Here is a 17,431-nt window from a genome sequence, read left to right as displayed (position 1 = left end):
CGCGCGAGGCCGGGAGTCCGGTGTCAGGACCGGCGCCAGCGGTCCCGAAGCGTGGGACGGTCCACGGCTGCTTCGCGTTCGGTGGCGAGTTGTTGCTGCAGCTCGGTGATGCGAGCCCGGGCGTCCTGCTCGGTCCGGGCGATCCGCGCCGCTGCCCGCTGTTCGGCCGCCGCCACCTGAGCCGATGCCTGCTGCTGGGCGGCCCGCAGAGTCCTGTCGCGTTCGGCGAGCAGGGCCTCCGCCTGCCGTAGCCGCTGCTCAAGGCCCGCGATGCGGGCCTCCCCTTCCTCGCGGTAGCGCCGAAGCCGCTGGCCGGTTCCCTCCGCCCGCCGCTGGGCTTCGTTCGCTCGCATGTGCAGCACCGCCGCCCGTTCTTCGGCCGTGCTCGCCCTCTGCTCCGCATCGTTCGCGCGCTGCTCGGCCGTGCGGGCGAGCTGCTCAGCGTCCTTGGCGCGCTGCTCCGCCCGGGCACCGCGCTCGCCGGCCGCGGCCAGCGCCGTCCGTGCCGCGCGTTCCCGCAGCTCGGCGTGTTCGGCCCGCTCGACCAGGGGCCGCTGCGCGTCGCGATGCCCGTCCTCAAGGCGCGCGATCCGCTCCTCGGCCTGTGCGCGCAGGTGCTGCTCTTTGTGGAGCAACGCCCTGTCCGCTCGGCGCAGCAGCGTCTCCTCCAAGGCGTCGAGCTGCCGCTCGGTGTCCGCGAGGGCGGCGACGTGCCGGGCTTCGGCGGCCAGCCGCTCCTCGGCGAGCTGCCGCCGGGCTTCGTCCCGTTCGCGCACCAGCTCGGCCTCGTATGCACGGCGTACGTCGGTGGCAGGCCGTTCGTCGTCGGGCTCCGCCTCCCCCCACCCGGTGCCCCGGTCCGCGGTCCGGGCCCGGGACATCTCCTCGGGGGTCCCGGCGGGCGCGGATCGGCGCCCGGCCTTGAGCAGAGACACAGGCTGCTCCTGGGCCGTCGGTGCGTCAGCACTACTGTGGCCGGCCGCCGGGTTGCCCCCTCTGAGGGGCGGGATGTCGTCCTCGGGCCGCTCGCCGGCCGGCACGGTCCTGGCCTCTGTGTCCACCTGGTCGCGGCGTGCTTCGAGCGGCCCCTCCCCGCCGGCCGCCCCGGGCCGGTCCTCGTCCGGCGAGTCCGGCGAGTCCGGCGAGTCCGGCGAGTCCGGCGAGTCCGGCGAGTCCGGCGACTGCGATGAAGGGCTGAACACGTCCGCCCGAGGGCCGTCGGGTGAGGCCGCTATGACCTCGCCCGGCACTCCGGCCGCGCACACCTCCGCGCTGTCCGCGGGCCCTGGAACCGGCTCTGAACGAGGCCCCGCCACGAGGCTGCCCGGCGAACTGTCGGCGGGCGCCGCTCCCTGGTCGGCCCGCAGCGGGACCTCGGCGACGAAGTCCCGCAAGGCGTCGCGCAGTGCGATGCGCGACTCGCTCAGCACCAGGGGCCTGGCCGCCAGGTACGCGCGCGGAGTCATGCCTGCCAGTGCCTGCGCCGGCTTCTCGAAGAAGTCCTCCGGCCGCAGCCCGGCCTCCTTCACGGCGTCGAACACGCGCCGTAACACCTCCAGGGCCACTGTCACCGGCCGGTCGAGAACCCCCCTGTCCCGCGCGGCACGCGCGACGGCGTCGGCCGAGGACGGACCGAGCAGCACGGTGAGCTGCGCACGCCCCAGCGCCAGCAGCGCGTACTCGGCGAGCCACGCCACTCCCCCGCCGAACTCGGTCGGCATCCGCAGCGCCTTCTGCCAGTCCGCCGTGTACTGCGGGGGTTCGGGAGCCACCGGCTCAGGGACTGACGGCCCGCTCGCCCCAGTGACCGCCTGCGCCGAGCGTGAACGCTCCGGCGCGGACTCCGGCACCGGCTCCGTGCGCGGCCTCGGGACCAGCCCGGTACCCGACTCGGCATCGTGCGCTTCGGCCACTGGTCCAAGCCCCTGCTCCGTCACCGGTGGGGGATCGTCCGAGCGCACCGCGGGCCGACGGGCCTCCGGCTCCTCCGGCTCAACCGCGCGTGCGGTGAGAGTCTCCGACGGTGTATCCGTCGCAGAGTCCGTCAACGCCTCACCAGGTGCGGTGTGCTCGCCGGGCTCGGCCGGCATGTGCTCGTCGGGGCGTTCGCCGTCCGGCGTCTCCCCCGCTTCGACGGACTGTGCCATCACTGCCGGCGGAGCCTGCTCCGGTGCGGGGTCGGGCAGCGTGTCGGGCACCCGCTGCGCCTCGGAACCCTCCTCCCGGGCCCCCGCTCCGGCCCCCGCTCCGCTGCCGGCCGGTTCCCCGGCCGTGCCCGGTTCCTCTCCGAGGTCCCCGTCGTACCGGTACGCGGCGGTAAGTCCGGCCTCCGCCAACCGGTACTGGAGCTTCTTCTTGGCCTTCGACTCGATCTGCCTGACGCGCTCGCGGGTCCGTCCGATCTGCCGCCCCAGTTCGTCCAGCGTCGACGGCTCGTCCCCGTCCAGGCCGAGGCGCCGGACGAGGATGTGGGCCTCGCGTTCGGAGAGCGTGTCCACCACACTCCTGACCTGCTCCAGCAGCATCGTGTCCAGCACACCCTTCTCCACCGGCGGCAGTGGGTTCGTCCACCCGATGAAGTCGCCCAGGGTGACCCCGTCCCCGATGACCCGGTCGAGGGAGTCGGTGCGCCTGCTCAGCTTCCGGGCTTCCTCGACTTTCTGCGGGGTCATGTCGCAGTACACGGCCACGTCGGCGACTCCGGCGGGCCGCCCCTGTGTCGCGAGGGTGCGCTCCGCCAACGCCACTTTGCGAACCTGTTCGTGCATATGGACCGGGATGCGGATGACGGCGCCCTCGTCAGCGATGGCCCGGCTGATCGACTGGCGGACCCACCAGGTCGCATACGTCGAGAACTTGAAGCCCTTGGCCGGGTCGAACTTCCGCGCCGCCCGCATCAGCCCCAGCGCGCCGTGCTGGAACAGGTCGTCGTAGTCCAGCCCCTGTTCCAGATACCGGGGCACCATCTTGTGCACGAGTCGCTGGTTGTGCAGGACGAGACAGTCCCGGGCGCGGATCCGGATGTCGTCGGGTGGCAGGCCGCTCAGTGTGTCGTCGTCGGGTTCCTCCGCCATGCGGTCCGGTCCGCCCCGTAGCAACACGGCGAGTCCGACTTCCGCCTCGGCACTCAGCAGACGCGTCTCCGGCCGCCTGCGTAAGCGGTCGTTCTCCAGGACGGTCAGCGCGGCGGCAGCCGCGGCCGCGAGGTCCCCGACGCCTTCTCCGGTCTCCGTCTCTCGCAAGGGGAAGGGCTCGTCCTCCGCACCGCCCTCCGGCGCGTGCTCCTCGACGTCGGGGAGACCGGCCGCGGTCTCCGTGCTCGTCACCGCCGCTCCGGCCGCTGCGGCGCCCCCGCCCCGTACGCGCGCCCCGGCCCGCAGGGCCGCCGCGTCCCGCGCACCGAGTCCGGCCAGACGGGCGACGCCATCCAGGGCGCGAGGGGTCACGTAGCCCTCGGGGTCGGCGTACCGGCTCAGCAGCGCCCGAACCACGTCGTCAGCGGGAAAAGCGTGGCTGGACACGTTTTCGTCACCGATCCGTACAACCTTTTCCGCATGCGGACCGTCACCGTCTGCATGCACCACCGCCGCCAGGACGGGCAGCCCCAACCTCGCCAGTTCCTCGCGAAGCCGTTCCCGCTCGACGTCACCGAGCCCCAGCAAGCCGGCTTGCTCCAGGAACACGGATTCCGGCACGGCGCCGTCGAGCGCCGCATGGCGCAGACGGGCCAGCAATCCCGTCAGAGCGGCCCTCATTCCGGGGCCACGACCCGACTGGGCGCCCTCCGCCTCCCCAGCGGCGCGGCCCGCTTCCCGCTCAGACGCGCCACCTGGCGCCCCACGCTCTCCGACGGACTGGTGCCTCACACCACCCACCCCCTACCCGATGACACCGCAGAGCATATGGCGACGCGTTTACGATGTCAACAGACTGACTAGCCATCGAACTAAGCCCACTTCGTGTACGGTGGCGGACACCGCACCTCCGCTCTGCCACGATGAGCGGTGCGGCAACGTATGCAGGGGGCACGTTCCGTTTCCTCACCCTCACGCGCGGGGGCGGGAACGAGACGGCAGAGGACGAGGGGAGCGGCAGTGAGCCAGGAGCTGCTGGACGGCAGGTTCCGCATCGGGCACGTCATCGGCAAGGGCAACATGGGTGAGGTGCACCGGGCCGAGGATCTCCAGGCCGCCGAAGGCACTCCTGAGCGCACGGTCGCCGTGAAGACGATCCTGCGCCGCCGCACGGGCATCCGGATCGGCACGGGCACCGACCTCAAGGCCGCCGAGCGCTTCGCCCGCGAGGTGCGCATCATGCGTCGCCTCGACGACCCCAACCTCACCCGGATCGTCGCCGGTGGTGTGGCGGGCGGCCAGGACGGCCTTCCCTACCTCGCGATGGAGTTCCTGAGCGGCGAGACTCTGCGCGACCTCATCGCGGAGGAACGGCAGCTCCCCGTCAGCTGGGCCGCCGCGATCGGTGCCCAGATCGCCTCCGGTCTCGCCGCCGCGCACGCCGCCGAGGTCGTCCACCGCGACCTCAAGCCCGCCAACGTCATGCTGACGCAGGGGGGCACCGTCAAGGTCCTCGACTTCGGCATGGGCCGCATCGTCGACGACCCGGACGAGGCCCGGCTGACCAGCACGGGCGTCAGCGTGGGCACCGCCCGCTACATGGCTCCCGAGCAGTTCGAGGCCAAGCAGGTCACGCAGGCCGCCGATCTGTACGCACTGGGATGTGTGCTCTACGAGATGCTCGTGGGCGTACCGCCGTTCACCAGCGAATCGCCCTTCGACCTCGCGGTCAAGCACACGCGCGAGGACCCGACGCCCATCACCCTCATCCGCAGCGAGATCCCCGCGGAGCTCGCCCGGCTCGTCGACCGCCTGCTCGCCAAGGACCCGGCGGCCCGTCCCGCGGACGCCGTGGCCGTACGGGACGCACTGCTTCCGCCGGCCGGGCGGGACGGGGACACCCCGCGGCTGCCGCACTGGGGCGCCCTGGACCCGACCCGCCCGCTGCGCGCTTCCGCCGCCCAGGCCCCCGCCCGGCAGGCCCGCCCGCCGAAGCGGGAGCCGGCTCCGGTCACCGCGTCCGGCGCGGGCATGGACGTCTTCGGCGTCCACCGCACACTCATCAGGGACTACCGTTCCTTCACCGAGGGCGGCACCGTCATCCGTGACGACCGCGTCGCGGCGTTCGTCGAGGACGACCTCAACAGCAAGTCGCAGTGGCCCGACCCGTGGCTGTCGCTGAACCCGTTCTTCCAGAGCGGCGGCACGGTGGTCGAACTCGCCGGGCAGAAGGTCCTGCACGACGAGTGCGCCCGCATCTTCCAGGCGAGGAAGACCGAGGGCGGGACCGTTCCCGACGGCCGCCCGCTGACACTCCACCAGCACCAGCGCGAGGCCGTCGACGCCGCCGCGTCCGGCGCTTCGTACGTCCTGACGACGGGCACCGGGTCCGGCAAGTCACTCGCGTACATCGTCCCGATCGTGGACAAGGTGCTCCACCAGCGGGACACCGAGGGGCCGAACGCCCCCAAGCGGGTGCGGGCGATCATCGTCTACCCGATGAACGCGCTGGCCAACAGCCAGCTCAAGGAGCTGGAGAAGTACCTGCGCGACGGCTACGGCGCGGGTCGCGAGCCGGTCACCTTCGCCCGGTACACAGGCCAGGAGGACGACGAGAAGCGCAAGGAGATCCGCGACAACCCGCCGGACATCCTGCTCACCAACTACGTGATGCTGGAGCTGATGCTGACCCGCCCGGCCGACCGGGCGAGCCTCATCAGGATGGCGCGGGGCCTGGAGTTCCTGGTCTTCGACGAGCTGCACACCTACCGTGGCCGGCAGGGCGCCGACGTCGCCCTGCTGATCCGCCGGGTCCGCGAGGCCTGCCAGGCGCAGGACCTGCAGTGCATCGGCACCTCGGCCACCATGTCGACGGAGGGCACGCTCGACGACCAGAAGAAGGTCGTCGCCGGGGTGGCGAGCACCCTGTTCGGCACGCCGGTGCGCCCGGAGCACGTCATCGGCGAGACCCTGGTCCGCGCGACCCACGAGGCGCCCGACACCGTGCCCGCCGAGCGCCTGGGCTCCCCCGCCGCGCCGCGCGCGTACGACGATCTCGTGCGTGACCCGCTGGCCCGCTGGATCGAGACCCGCTTCGGTCTGGCCACCGACGGGGCCACGGGGCGGCTCGTCCGGCAGCGGCCCACGAAGATCGAGGTCGCGGCGAGGGAGCTGCACGAGCGGACCGGAGTCGCCGAGGACCGGTGCGTCGCCGCGATCCGCGCCACCCTGGAGGCAGGTTCGCAGGCGCGCCACCCGGTGACCGAGCGGCCCCTGTTCGCCTTCCGGCTGCACCAGTTCCTCTCCAAGGGCGACACCGTGTACGTCACCCTGGAGGACAAACCCACCCGCCATCTCACCCGCTCGTACCAGCTCGAACAGCCGGGCAGCGACGGCAAGTTGCTGATGCCGCTGGCGTTCTGCCGGGAGTGCGGCCAGGAGTACCTGACGGTGTGGCGGACCGAGCGGGACGGCGAGGTCCGGTACGAGGCCCGCCGGGACACCTCGGCGACGGGCGGGCGGCAGGGCGACGGCTATCTGTACGTCGACCACGAACGGGCGTGGCCGTCCGACGTGCAGTACGCCGTGGACGACCGCCGGCTGCCCGAGTCCTGGCTGGAGCTGGACGACAAGGGCCAGGAGGTCGTGAAGAAGTCGTACCGCGACCGGGTGCCGCGTGCCGTCACCGTCGATCCGCTGGGCCGCGAGGGGAGCGGCGAACTCCAGGCCGCGTTCGTCCCCTCCCCGTTCCTCTTCTGTCTGCACTGCGGGGTCGCGTACGAGCAGACGCGCGGCCGGGACTTCGCGAAGCTGGCGACGCTCGACCAGGAGGGCCGGTCCTCCGCGACCTCGCTGATCTCCGCGTCGGTGGTGCGCTCGCTGAAGTCGGTGCCGGAGGAGAGCCTGGACAAGGAGGCGCGCAAGCTCCTCACGTTCGTCGACAACCGGCAGGACGCGTCCCTCCAGGCGGGTCACTTCAACGACTTCGTGCAGATCACGCAGTTGCGCGGGGCCCTGTACCGGGCGGCTCTGGACGCGGGCGAGGACGGTGTCCACCACGAGGAGCTGGCCTCGTCGGTGACGAACGCGCTCGCCATCGGGCCGGCCGACTACACCGGCGAGAGCGATCTGCCGCCCTCCCTCGCCCGCAACGCCGCCAAGACCCTCCGTGACGTGATCGCGTTCCGGCTGTATCTGGATCTGGAGCGCGGCTGGCGCATCACCATGCCGAACCTGGAGCAGACCGGTCTGCTGGAGATCGGCTACGAGGACCTGGACTGGGTGGCGGCCGAGCAGGACCGGTGGGCGGGGACGCACGAGGCGCTGCGCGACGCCGACCCGGCGTTGCGGGCCGAGGTCACGAAGGCGCTGCTCAACGAGATGCGCCGGTCCCTCGCCATCGACGTCTCGTACTTCCGTGACGACTTCGACTCGCTCCAGCGGGCGAGCGAGGAGCGGCTGATCGACCCGTGGGTGCTGTCCGCCGCCGACAGGCCGAAGGTCGGGACCGCCTATCCGCACCCGTCCCGTCCGGGCATGGACCGCTCGGCGCTGTTCCTGTCGGCGCGCGGCAAGTTCGGCAAGTACCTGCGGCGTGCGGACACGTCGTTCAGGACGCTCGACCCGGCCGGTCTCCAGCTGGTCATCGAGGAGTTGCTGAAGGTCCTGGCCAAGGCGGGACTGGTGAAGGAGGTGACGGAGGCGCCGCAGCGCGCGGGCCGCTACCGCAGGTCCTCCGCCCCGGCCGCGACGGGCTACCGGGTGGCCGCCCAGTCCCTCGTCTGGCGTGCGGGCAGGGGCGAGAGGGGTACGCACGACCCGCTGACCCGCACCTACCAGAGCGGCGACGGCCCGCGCGTCAACACCTTCTTCCGCGACCTGTACAAGGACGCGGCGGGCACCCTGTCCGGCCTGTTCGCACGCGAGCACACCGCGCAGGTCTCGCCTCAGGAGCGGGAGCAGCGCGAGGAGGCCTTCCGCAAGGCGGAGCTGAAGCTGCTGTACTGCTCCCCGACGATGGAGCTGGGCGTCGACATCTCCCAGCTCAACGCGGTGATGATGCGCAACGTGCCGCCCACGCCCGCGAACTACGCGCAGCGCTCGGGCCGTGCGGGCCGCAGCGGCCAGCCCGCGCTCGTGACCACGTACTGCGCGACGGGCAACAGCCACGACCAGTACTACTTCCGCCGCTCGGAGCGCATGGTCGCGGGCGCCGTCGCCCCGCCGCGCCTGGACCTCGCCAACGAGGACCTGGTGCTCTCCCACCTCCAGGGCATCTGGATCGCGGAGGCCGGCCTGAAGCTGGGCCGTGCCGTCCCCGAGGTGCTCGACGTGTCGTATCCGGACACGGGGGAGCGCCCGAACCCCGCGCTGGGGCTGCTGCCGGACATCCTCGCCGCCTCCCTCGACGAGAGCGCCCGGCGCCGCACCGTCGACGCGGCCCTGCGCGTCCTCGGCCCGCTCCTGCCCGACTTCGCCGACACCACCTGGTGGCACGACGACTGGATCCAGGACCGGGTGGCGACGGTGTCGACCCGCTTCGACCAGGCCTTCGACCGCTGGCGGCAGCTGTTCCGCTCCGCGCTCGACGACCAGTACATCCAGAACAGGCGCCGCCTGGACTACAGCCTCACCGAGGGCGACCGCGTCCGGGCGAACGCCCGCCGCCGCGAGGCCGAGACACAGCTGAACCTGCTGATGAACGAGAGCGTCGACAGCAAGTCGGTCCTCTCCGACTTCAACCCGTACCGCTATCTCGCGTCCGAGGGCTTTCTGCCCGGCTACAGCTTCCCGCGGCTCCCGCTCGCCGCGTACATTCCGACGGTGGGCCGCCGCCGCGGGGACGGCGACTACCTCCAGCGGCCGCGCTTCCTCGCGATCCGCGAGTTCGGTCCGGGTTCGCTGATCTACCACGAGGGCGCCCGCTACCAGGTGACCCGCATCCAGCTGCCGCCGGACTCCTCGGGCGAGCTGGCGACCAGCGAGGCCCGCCGCTGCGCGGGTTGCGGCTACCACCACGATCCGGAGCAGCTGGAGGACCGCTGCGCCATGTGCCACGAGCCGCTGGGCGCGGCGACGTACGGTCTGCTGCACCTGCACACCGTGTACACCACCCGCCGTGAGCGGATCTCCTCCGACGAGGAGGAGCGGCGCCGCGCCGGCTTCAAGCTGGAGACGTCGTACCGCTTCCAGGACCACGGCACCCGCAAGGGCCGCCTGAACGCGGCGGTCACCGACGCGTCGGGCGCGCCGCTCGCCGACGTGGCGTACGGCGACTCGGCGACCGTCCGCATCACCAACACCGGCCGGGTGCGCGCGAGGAGCGACGAGCCGGCCGGGTACTGGCTGGACCTCGCGGACGGCCGCTGGATGAACGACAAGGCCGCCTCCGAGGCGTCCGGCGACTCCAGCGAGCTGCCGGTGATCGACGCGGACGGCAACGAGCGGCGCCGCAAGAAGCGGGTCATCCCGTACGTGGAGGACCGCCGCAACATCCTTGTCGTCACCCTGGACGAGCCGCTGCCGGAGCCGGTCGCGCTCTCCTTGATGTACGCCCTGGAGCGGGGCGTCGAGGCCGCGTTCGAGCTGGAGGACGCCGAGCTGTCCAGCGAGCTGCTGCCGCCGGACGACGGTCCCCGAAACCGCGTCCTGTTCACGGAGGCCGCCGAGGGCGGCGCGGGTGTGCTGCGCCGCCTCCAGGCCGAACCCGACGCCTTGGCGAAGGCCGCCGTACGCGCCCTGGACATCTGCCACTTCGACGCGGACGGCGCCGATCAGGGAGGCCCGCATCCGGACCGGCCGTGCGCGCGCGGCTGCTACGAGTGTCTGCTGACGTACGGCAACCAGCTCAACCACGCCCTGATCGACCGGCATTCGGTGCGGGACCTGCTGGTGCGGTTCGCGACGGCGACGGCCCGGCGCGAGTCGCGCGGCGAGTCGCGTTCGGAGCAGTACCGGCGGCTGCTCGACCGGTCCCCCGCCGAGCCGACGGCCCTCGAGACGGCCGCAGCCGAGCTTGCGGCTCAGGGCGACTTCCTGGGGTGGGCGAAGGCGCGTGGCCTGCGACTGCCGGACGAGCCGGGCTCGTTCCTCACCGAGGCGATGGCGACCCCCGACTTCGTCTACCGCCTGCCCGGTGTGAACGTGGCCGTCTTCGTGGACCTGCCGGACAGGGAGCGGGACAGCTCCCGTGACGAGGACGCCGAGGACCGCCTGTTCAACGCCCGCTGGGACGTGATCCGTTTCGCGCACGGCGCGGACTGGGACGCCGTCGCCGCCGCCAACGCCCGCTACTTCGGCTCTCCGGCCGCAAGCTGACCGCCCCCGCCCCATCCGGTCGGACCCAACACGAGGACTCGAAGACTCACATGGCACTCACGTACTCCGCCGGTTCCCTGGTGAAGGCCCGCGGCCGGGAATGGGTCGTGCTTCCCGAGAGCAGGCCCGATCTGCTCGTCCTGCGTCCGCTGGGCGGCTCGGATGACGACATCGCCGCCGTGTTCCCGGCGTTCGAGGCGGTGGACGAGGCGAAGTTCGCGCCGCCGGAGCCGGGCGACCTCGGCGACCAGCGGGCGGCGGGCCTGCTGCGTACGGCGCTGCGCGTCGGTTTCCGCTCGGGCGCGGGACCGTTCCGGTCGCTGGCCGGGATCGCGGTGGAGCCGCGCGCGTATCAGCTGGTTCCTCTTCTGATGGCCCTGCGGCAGAAGACGGTCCGGATGCTGATCTCCGATGATGTCGGCATCGGCAAGACGATCGAGGCGGGCCTGGTCGCGAGCGAACTCCTCGCGCAGGGCGAGGCGACCGGCCTGGCGGTCCTCTGCTCGCCCGCGCTCGCCGAGCAGTGGCAGCAGGAGCTGCGCTCGAAGTTCGGCATCGACGCGGAGCTGGTCCTCTCCTCGACGGTCTCGCGCCTCGAACGGGGCCTGGACCTGGGCCAGTCCCTCTTCGACAAGTACCCGCACGTGATCGTCTCGACGGACTTCATCAAGTCGCCGCGCCACCGCGACGACTTCGTACGTCACTGCCCGGACCTGGTGATCGTCGACGAGGCCCACACCTGCGTCGTCGCCGACGACACCTCGACGGCCTCGCAGAACCAGCTCCGCTACGAACTGCTGCGCCGCGTCGCGCAGGACGAGACCCGGCACCTGCTGCTCGTGACGGCGACCCCGCACAGCGGCAAGGAGTCGGCGTTCCGCAACCTCCTCGGCCTGGTCAAGCCCGAACTGGCCGACGTGAGCCTGGATTCGGAGGCGGGCAGGAAGCTCCTCGCCCAGCACTTCGTGGCGCGTAAGCGGGCGGACGTACGCCAGTACCTCACCAAGGAGGACGGTCTGACCGACGACTCCCTCGCGGAGCGGACGGCGTTCCCTTCGGACCGTTACTTCAAGGACGAGACGTACAAGCTGTCGCCGGAGTACCGGGCCCTGCTCGACGACGCGATCGCGTACGCGAGTGAGCGCGTCGAGCAGGCGGGCAGTCAGGGCAAGCGGGAGGCGCGCATCGCCTGGTGGTCGGCGATCGCCCTGCTCCGCTCGCTGGTGTCGTCCCCGCGCGCCGCCGCGCAGACGCTGCGGACCCGCTCGGCGGCGGCGATCGCCGCGTCGGCGGAGGAGGCCGACAAGCTGGGCGCCCCGCTCAACAGCGACGCGGCCGACAGTGACGCGATGGAGGGCATGGACGTCGCGCCGGGCGCGGAGACGACCGAGGACCCCCGCTCGCACCTCGCCGAACTCGCGGACATCGCGGCGCAGTTGGAAGGTCCGGCGAAGGACCTGAAGCTGAAGGCGCTGATCAAGCACCTCAAGGCGCTGCTCGCGGACGGCCACAACCCGATCGTGTTCTGCCGCTACATCCCGACGGCCGAGTACCTCGCCGCCCAGCTGGAGAACGACAAGGAGTCCGGCAGGCGCGGCCCGCTCGGCGCCAGGACCGTCGTCAAGGCGGTCACCGGCACGCTCTCCCCGCAGCAGCGCCTGGAGCGCATCGAGAAGCTCGCCGAGGAGGCCGGCGGGGACGCCGCCGCCCGCCGTGTCCTGATCGCGACGGACTGTCTGTCGGAGGGCGTGAACCTCCAGCACCACTTCGACGCCGTCGTCCACTACGACCTGGCCTGGAACCCGACCCGCCACGACCAGCGCGAGGGCCGCGTCGACCGATACGGGCAGCGCAAGGACCAGGTCCGCGTCATCACCTTGTACGGCGACGACAACGGCATCGACGGCAAGGTCCTCGAAGTCCTCATCAAGAAGCACCGCCAGATCAAGAAGGACCTCGGCATCTCCGTCTCCGTACCCGACGAGCTGTCGACGGGCGTCACGGACGCCATCGTGGAGTGGCTGTTGATGCGGGGCCGCGAGGACCAGGACGCCCTGTTCAGCGCGGACGCGTTCAAGGTGAGCACGGCGAAGCTGGACAGCGACTGGAACTCGGCGGCAGAACGCGAGAAGGCGTCACGCTCGCGGTTCGCACAGCGCTCCGTGCATCCGCAGGAGGTGGCCCGCGAGGTCGCGGCGGTCCGCGAGGCGCTGGGCGGCGCGGGCGAGGTCGACACGTTCGTACGGGAGTCGCTGGGCGCGCTCGGTGCCGTACTCCGCGGCGACGGCGAGGACTTCACGGCCCAGGTCGGCGGCACGCCCATCGGCCTGCGGGACGCGCTCGCCCCGACGGTCGGCGCGGAGGTCATCGAGAAGGACCGCCCGATCCCGTTCCGCGCGGACCCGGCGGTGGCACGCGGTGAGGCGGCCCTGGTACGGACGGACCCGGTCGTGGGCGCCCTCGCGTCCCACGTCCTGAACGCCGCCCTGGACACCCAGGCGGACGGTGCCCGCCCGGCCCGCCGCTGCGGCGTGGTCACCACGGACGCGGTCGGCACCCTCACCACCCTGCTCCTGGTCCGCTACCGCTTCCACCTCACGCTGCCCTCCCGCAGCGGCGAGAAGCAGCTGGTCGCGGAGGACGCCCGGCTGGTCGCCTTCGAGGGCTCGGCGAGGAAGGCGGAGTGGCTGCCGCCGGAGCGGGCACGGGACCTGCTCGACGCAACGGCGTCGGAGAGTACGGACCGCCACTACGCCGAGCGCACGATGACGCGCCTGCTCAGCCAACTCCCCGACGTGTACGGCCATCTGGAGTCGTACGGCGAGGAGCTGGCGGCGGAGCTGGACGCCTCGCACCGCCGGGTGCGCCAGGCGTCCGGCGAGATCGTCCGTGGCCTGTCCGTCACCGTGCAGAAGCCCGCCGACGTCCTCGGCGCGTACGTGTACCTGCCCGCCGCCCCCGCCGCTGCCCCGGCCGCCGCCCCCGCTGCTCCTGGAGTGTCCGCCTGATGTCCGCCGTCACCCGCAACCAGGTGTTCACCGCCGTCCACACGGTCGGGGGGCTGCTGCCCGCCGACATGCTGGTACGGATCTCCGAGGGCAAGGACGTCGCCGGCTCGAAGCCCTCCGACTACGGCCTGCCGTCCTCCCGATCGGTACGCGACGAGGCCGAGCGCAGCTGGGAGTACCTGAAGCCGCTCTGGCGCGAGCTGCGCAAACACCTCCCCGAGGACCGCGAGACGGGCGACCCGGCGGCCGATTCAACCGGTCGTGCCGGCAGTGACTGGCTGGCCCCGCTCTGGCGAGAGCTCGGCTTCGGCCCGCTGACGCAGGTCGGGGCGGCGGGCATCGCCGCCGACTCGGACGCGGAGAAGAGGTTCCCGGTCTCCCACCGATGGCAGCACGCGCTGATCCACCAGACGCCCTGGAACGCCAACCTGGACAAGCGCCCCGGCGGCGTGGGCACGGTCCCGCCGCAGTCGATGCTCCAGGAGTGCCTGAACCGCACGGAGACCCACCTGTGGGGCGTTCTGACGAACGGTCGTCAGGTACGGCTGCTGCGTGACTCCAGCGCGCTGGCCACGGCCTCGTACGTCGAGTTCGACCTCGAAGCGATCTTCGACGGCGAGCTGTTCAGCGAGTTCGTGCTGCTGTACCGGGTGCTGCACGTGTCGCGGTTCGACGTGGCGGAGGACGCGCCGCCGTCCGCGTGCCGGCTGGAGAAGTGGCGCACGGAGGCCATCGCGTCCGGCACCCGCGCCCTGGACCAGCTCCGCAAGGGCGTCCAGGACGCGATCACCGCGCTGGGTACGGGCTTCCTCAGGCACCCGGAGAACACGGCCCTGCGCGAGGACGTCCGCCCGAAGCCCCTTCAGGCCTCTTTGCTGCGGCTCGTGTACCGGCTGCTGTTCGTCTTCGTGGCGGAGGACCGCGACGCGCTGCTGTCGCCGAAGGCGGACCCGCAGGCACGCGAGCGGTACGAGGCGTACTTCTCGTCGGCCCGACTGCGTGCGCACGCGAGGAAGCGGCGGGGTACGGCACACGGTGACCTGTACGAGGCCCTGCGCATCGTCCTCGACGCCCTCGGCGACGAGAAGGGCCGCCCCGAACTGGGCCTGCCCGGTCTCGGCGGCCTCTTCAACGACACGGACGCGGATGCGCCGTTGCGTGGGCTGAAGCTGTCGAACGAGGCGCTGTTGACCGCCGTACGGCACTTGTCGCAGGTGCGGGACGGCAGCTCGGGGCGCTGGCGGGCGATCGACTACCGACACCTGGACGCGGAGGAGCTGGGCTCCGTGTACGAGTCCCTGCTGGAGCTGGAGCCGAAGCACAGCACCGCCGACCGTACGTTCACGCTGGTCGAGGTCGCGGGCAACACTCGTAAGACGACAGGTAGTTACTACACCCCGTCCTCGCTCATCGAGTGCTTGTTGGACTCGACTCTGGACCCGGTGATACGGGACGCGGTGAAGCGGGGCGAGGAGGCGGCGTCGGAGTCGAAGGCGGCCGACCCGGCGGACGCGATCGTGGGCGAGTTGCTGTCGCTTACGGTGTGCGACCCGGCGTGCGGATCGGGGCACTTCCTGGTGGCGTCGGCACGGCGCATCGCCAAGCAGGTGGCGGCGGTCCGGGAGCGGAACCCCGAGCCGACATTGGACGCGGTGCGGCATGCGCTGCATGAGGTCGTCGCCCGGTGCATCTACGGCGTGGACCTCAACCCGATGGCTGTGGAACTGGCCAAGGTGTCGCTGTGGTTGGAGGCGTTGGAGCCAGGGAAGCCGCTGGGCTTCCTGGACGCGCACGTGAAGCACGGCAATGGGTTGATCGGGGCAACGCCGAAGCTGCTGCGGGACGGGATTCCCGACGATGCGTTCATCGCCACCGAGGGCGACGACAAGAAGCACGCGAAGGCTTTGGAGAAGATCAACCAGCAGGAGCGGATCGGGCAGGGCAGCCTGTTCGACATCAGCGACGAGTCGGTCCAGGTCGCCAACACCGTCTTCGCGAGAGGGCTTCGGTCCATCACGCTGGCTCAGGCGGAGGAGTTGGCGGACGTGCGCCGTCAGGAGGAGGCGTACGAGGAGTGGGCCGGCTCCTCGGCGTACCAGCGGGCCCGGCTTGTCGCCGACGCCTGGTGCGCGGCGTTCGTGTGGCTCAAGACGCCGGACGCTCCGCGCGCGGTGACGCATTCGGTGTTCAAGGCGCTGGAGGACCCAAGTGGCGGGGGTGTCGCCGCAGAGACCGGCGTCGAGATCGAGCGTCTACGGGATCAGTTCACCTTCTTCCACTGGCACTTGGAATTCCCCGAGGTCTTCTCCGTTCCGGAGAACGGCCGGGGAGTTTCCTCTGCGACGGGCTGGGCTGGCGGCTTCGACTCCGTGGTGGGTAACCCGCCGTGGGACAGCGTTGAATTCCCTGAGCAGGAGTTCTTCGCCCACCGCGCACCAGAGATCGCCGACGCATCCCGTACGTCCGTACGCAAGAAGATGATCGAGGCGCTCAAGGACTCGCCGGATACGCTTCCGTTGTACAAAGAGTTCGAGGCGGGTAAGCGGAAGGTGTACGCCGAGAGCCACTTCCTGCGGCGCTCGGGCCGGGTTCCGTTGACTGGCCAAGGGAACCTCAACACATACTCGGTCTTCACAGAGACGGACCGCATCCTGCTCGGACCGAAGGGGCGGGCAGGGGTAATCGTGCCGACAGGGATCGCTACTGATGCGAGGACTCAGTACTTCTCCAAGGACCTCGTGCAGAGCGGGTCGATCGCTGTGCTTTACGACTTTGAGAACGCTACGCCCCTCTTCCCGGGCGTGCACCGCTCATTCAAGTTCAGCATCCTGTCTATCGTGGGCCGGTCTCTACATGAACCGGCAGCAAGGTTCGCGTTCTTCCTCCGCGAAACGACCGAGCTGGACGACCCGGATAAGGCGTTCTCGCTGACGCCGGACGAGATCAGGCTGCTCAATCCGAACACCGGAACGCTGCCAGTCTTTAGGTCCCGACGGGATGCCGAGATCACGCTCGGAATGTACCGACGCTTCCCCGTCATGATCAAGACGGAGCAGCCAAGCGGGAACCCATGGGGCGTGTCCTTCATGCAGGGTTTGTTCAACCTCTCCCATGATTCCAATCTGCTCCATACTCGCGAGACCCTGGAATCGGAAGGCTGGTCACTCGAGGGAAACACATTCCGGAAGGGGGAGGACGAGATGCTCCCCCTTTACGAAGGACGCATGGGACACCAGTATTCTCACCGATTCGGTAACTCAACAGGAAGCCCCGAGTCGACTGTCGCGCAACTGGACTCTGCCGAATACCTAGTACAACCGCAATATTGGACCTCGTTCGAAGATACACGTGCCCGCCACGCGCGTCGCCGCTTCGACTGTACTACCGGAATGCTAGGTCATCGACGTGTGGCGCGAAGCAATGACGAGCGCACCTGCATTGCGGCAATCATCCCTTGGGGGTCAGCTTCCTACGGATGGATACTATCTGCTGGCCCATCAGCAGATCACCTCGCCCTCCTTGAGGCGTGCTTCAACTCCTTCCCTTACGATTATGCGTTGCGGAATAGCCTCAGCCAACCCAGTATCCCTAAAGGCACGTCCGAGCAAATTCCAGTTCCGCTGCCTGGAATTCTTACGCGCCTCCAGAAATTCATCAGCCCCCGAGTACTGGAGCTAACTTTCACCTCGCACGACCTCACCGCATTTGCGAGCGACCTCGGTGATACCGGCGCTCCGTTCCGCTGGAACGAGGGTCGCCGACAGGTGATCCGCGCCGAACTCGACGCCCTCTTCTTCCACCTCTACGGCGTAGCCCGCGACGACGTCGACTACATCCTCGACACCTTCCCCATCGTCCGCCGCAAGGACGAGGCCAAGTACGGCTCGTACCGCACCAAGGAACTGATCCTCGCCGAGTACGACCGCATGGCCGCCGCCGGTCTCACCCTGGAGACCCCGCTCGTCGAAGGCGAGAACTACACCTCCACCCTCACCCCGCCCCCGGGCCACGGCCCCCGACACCCCGCCTGAC

The 17,431-nt window shown here is 70.7% G+C and carries 4 protein-coding genes; 3 read left to right on the top strand and 1 reads right to left on the bottom strand.

The window, feature by feature from the left end; translation table 11 throughout:
- Positions 1–23: 23 nt before the first annotated feature.
- Positions 24–3,755, bottom strand: coding sequence for a sigma-70 family RNA polymerase sigma factor (locus tag IG90_RS46065; RefSeq protein WP_233436060.1), 3,732 nt, complete (start codon positions 3,753–3,755; stop codon positions 24–26).
- Positions 3,756–4,094: 339 nt separating this feature from the next.
- Here IG90_RS46065 and IG90_RS0122855 point away from each other — a divergent pair, with 339 nt between their 5' ends.
- From IG90_RS0122855 to IG90_RS0122845, 3 genes are read left to right on the top strand one after another with little or no spacing between them, the layout of a single operon-like run.
- Positions 4,095–10,391, top strand: coding sequence for a protein kinase domain-containing protein (locus IG90_RS0122855; protein WP_030587539.1), 6,297 nt, complete (start codon positions 4,095–4,097; stop codon positions 10,389–10,391).
- A 50-nt stretch (positions 10,392–10,441) separates the two neighbouring features.
- A complete protein-coding gene (locus tag IG90_RS0122850) occupies positions 10,442–13,399 on the top strand; it encodes a DEAD/DEAH box helicase (RefSeq protein WP_030587535.1) in 2,958 nt (985 codons plus the stop codon).
- Complete coding sequence (locus IG90_RS0122845; protein WP_030587532.1) at positions 13,399–17,430, top strand: Eco57I restriction-modification methylase domain-containing protein; 4,032 nt, start codon at positions 13,399–13,401, stop codon at positions 17,428–17,430. Before IG90_RS0122850 ends, IG90_RS0122845 begins: the two co-directional genes overlap by 1 nt.
- The last annotated feature ends 1 nt before the right edge of the window (position 17,431 follow it).

This window comes from Streptomyces anulatus (assembly GCF_000721175.1).
Taxonomy (GTDB): domain Bacteria; phylum Actinomycetota; class Actinomycetes; order Streptomycetales; family Streptomycetaceae; genus Streptomyces; species Streptomyces anulatus_C.
Note: the sequence above shows the minus strand (reverse complement) of the source record. Positions and strands in the feature narration are given on the sequence as shown.